This window comes from Paraburkholderia oxyphila NBRC 105797 (assembly GCF_000685075.1).
GTDB classification, from domain to species: domain Bacteria; phylum Pseudomonadota; class Gammaproteobacteria; order Burkholderiales; family Burkholderiaceae; genus Paraburkholderia; species Paraburkholderia oxyphila.
Genome location: NZ_BAYD01000235.1, coordinates 1 through 3157, shown reverse-complemented (window position 1 = coordinate 3157; position 3157 = coordinate 1). Strand labels below are relative to the sequence as shown.

Below are 3157 nucleotides of genomic sequence, written 5' to 3'. Positions count from 1 at the left end.
GCGAGCTCCAGCAGGTTTTTGTCGATGATGTCGCCGATATGCTCGAGGTTGATCACCGCCGTCATGATCGCCGAGGCCCAGCGCCGGTCCTCCTCGCTGAGCGGCTCGCGCGTCACCTCGGTGACGTAGCGCTTGATGGCGTCGTGCAGCCTGTCCACGGCGTCGTCGCGGTCCGCAAGCTCGCTCACGGCGCGGCGGTCGTCGGCGAGCAACACCGGCACGCTCGCGCGCAGCATCGACTCCACGATCTCGCCCATCCGCAGCACCTCGCGCGCCGCACAGGCGAGCGCCTGCGACGGCGTTTGCAGCGCGATTTCATCGAGGTAGCGCGGCGCATCGGCGTCGTCGGCGACACGCTGGGCCGGCAGCAGCCGTTCGAGCAGGCGGGCCAACGGATCGAGCAGGCCGATGAACACCACGGCGATCACCACGTTCAGGCCCGTATGGAAGTTGGCGATCGCGCGGCTCGCGTCGCCGGGCAGGCTGCCGAGCAGGTTCGCGAGGGGCGAGCATACACCGAGCAGCAGCACGCACACGCCGCCGCGCAGCAGCAGGTTGCCGGCCGGCAGCCTGCGGCGGCTGCGGTCTTCGCCCTTGGCGGCTTCGAAGTACGGGTTGAGCGCGCTGCCCACGTTCGCACCAGCACCATGGCGATCGCGCTGTCCATGGGGATCGAATGCAGGTTCGCAAGCGACATCACAAACAGCACGACGGGAATACTCGAATGCGCGGCCCACGTGAGCACGCAGGCCAGTGCGGCGTTGAGCACAGGTTCGCCGGCCAGTGCGCCGAGCACCGTGCGCAGTGCGGGCGCAGTTTCGGCGGGCTGCACCGTGGAGACGAGCAGCGTGAGCGCGAGCAGCATCAGGCCGAGGCCGATCGAGGCGCGGCCGATGTCGCGGTTGCGCGAGTCCTTGCCGCGTTCGAACAGGACCATGCCCACCAGCACGCACGCGGGCGAGATCCAGCTGAGGTCGAGCGCGAAGGCCTGAACAATGAGCGTCGAGCCCACGTTCGCGCCGAGCATGATCGCGAGCCCGGTCACGGGGGCCATCAGCCCGCGCGCCGCGAACGACGACGCGATCATGCCGGTTGCCGTACTGCTTTGCAGCGCGCCCGTGATGGCGAGCCCCGCACAGAACGCATTGAAGCGGTTGCCGAGGCTTCTTGCCATGAATCGCCTCAGCGATGCGCCGAATGCGCGCATCAGCCCCGACTCGACCATATGCAGGCCCCATGTGAGCAACGCGACACCGCCTGCGAGATGTAGCACGATCAGGATCATCCGGTCCCTCCTTGGCGGGGTGTGCGCCTGCACGGCGTACGTCCCCGCGGCAATGGCTTCCTCGCGTCTTGCCGCAGCGCCGGGCAGTTGCGAGGGTGTAACGGCGGGTGGCGGCGTGACGCGTACCTCGGCCAGGATCGCCGCGCGGCCCGGCTGGAAACCCCGGGCCGGTCGTGCTGCATGACCGGCCCGGCGCCCCTGTCACTCCCAGGGCATCGACCACGTCCTGATGTTCGTGTAGCCCTTCATCGCCTCGACCATGCCCTCCTTGTGGCCGTTGCCCGAATCCTTGATGCCGCCGAACGGCGACATCTCCGTGCGATAGCCCGGCACTTCCCAGACGTTGACGGTGCCGACGTCCAGCTCCCGGATGAACTTCGTCGTGTAGTCGAGCCGGTTCGTGCAGATACCTGAAGACAGACCATAGGCGGTCGAGTTGGAGATGCGGATCACCTCGTCGATGCGGTCCGGCACGCGGATGACCGGAATCACCGGGCCGAAGGTTTCCTCGCGCACGAGTTCGCAGTTGTAGGGCACGTGGTCCACGACCGTGGGTGCGAACAGCGCGCCACGGCGCGGGGCGCCATGCAGCACGCGCGCGCCATGCGCCTCGGCGTCGGCCACGCGGCGCTCGAACAGTTGTGCGGACGCCTCGTTGATGACGGTGCCCACGTCCACGGTTGCCGCCGAGCTCGAGCACGGTGCGCCGGTAGCCGGCATTCTGCGCGATGTACTTGCCCACGCGCACCGAGCCCGTGAAGGTGACGAGATCGCAGTGCGGGTCCGTGATCATGGAGTCGCCCATGGTGCGCGGGTTGCCGGTCACGACGCTCAGCATCTCGGGTGGCAGGCCCGCTTCGTAGAGCACGTCGGCGAGCGCGAGCGCGGTGAGCGGCGTAAGCTCGGTGGGCTTGAGCACGACGCGGTTGTTGGTGGCGATGGCCGGCGCGAGCTTGTGGCTCACCATGTTCAGCGGGTGGTTGAACGGCGTGATGGACCGAGATCACGCCGAGCAGCGGCAGGCGCGTCGTGAAGATCTTGCGGTTCTTGCCGTTCGGGCTGATGTCGCAGGAATAGACTTCGCCGTCGTCCTTGATCGTGAGCTGGGCCGCGAACGACCAGACATCGTAAGCGCGGCTCGCCTCGTAGAGCGAGTCCTTCCAGCACAGCCCCGACTCCGCGGTGATGAGGCGCGCAAAATCTTCCTTGCGGTCGCGCAGCACCTCGGCGGTGGTTTGCAGGATGCGCTGGCGCTCGAAGCGCGTGAGCTTCGGGACTGCCGCGTGGGCCTTGGCGAACGCCTGCGCGACGTGCTCGGGCCGGCCGGCGGGCACGGTGCCGACCACTTCGTTCGTGTACGGGTTCAGGACTTCGATCACTTCGTCGGTCGCGACCTGCCGGCCGGCGATGCGCATGGACTCCTGCTTGACTGCGGGTTGCGTCATGACGTTCATCACTTACCTCGTTCTGGGATCCATTGATGCACGCCGCCGGAGCATGTGGGCAGCGGCGTGCCGGGCGTAGCTAGCGTTATGCGATGGCGATTTGCACGACGTGGTTCAGCGCGACGTCGAAGATGTCGAAGTTGCGCAGCGCGCGGTCCGCCGGCCAGTCGGTCTTGCGGTTGACGAGCAGCGGCACGCCCTGCTCCGAGATCCCGCCATGCGAGCGCAGCGGCTCGGTGAGGCCCGAGAAGTCGTGGCGCGCGGCGCTCGTGCCGAACACCTTGCTGCGCGTGCCGATCACGACGATGTCGCCGACGCGGTCGGGCGGCAGCTCGAAGCGCTCGCAGGCCGCCGCGCTGTCGAGCGCAAGCTCCACGCCTTCGGTCTTGCGCAGGCGCTCGAGCAGCGCCGCCTGATCCGCGCCCTC

2 protein-coding genes and 2 pseudogenes are annotated in these 3157 nt (G+C 68.0%); all 4 read right to left on the bottom strand.

Features of this window, described 5'->3' with window-relative positions:
• Positions 1–431: PhoU domain-containing protein (locus BO1_RS61680; RefSeq protein ID WP_281179265.1), on the bottom strand; the 431-nt coding region annotated here is incomplete at its 3' end.
• 2 nt (positions 432–433) lie between these two features.
• A complete protein-coding gene (locus BO1_RS55945) occupies positions 434–1285 on the bottom strand; it encodes a Na/Pi cotransporter family protein (RefSeq protein ID WP_245644145.1) in 852 nt (283 codons plus the stop codon).
• A gap of 201 nt (positions 1286–1486) precedes the next feature.
• Positions 1487–2739 (bottom strand): annotated as a pseudogene (locus tag BO1_RS55940) (aldehyde dehydrogenase family protein).
• A 76-nt stretch (positions 2740–2815) separates the two neighbouring features.
• A pseudogene (locus BO1_RS60535) lies at positions 2816–3157 on the bottom strand (phosphonoacetate hydrolase); the annotation flags it as partial.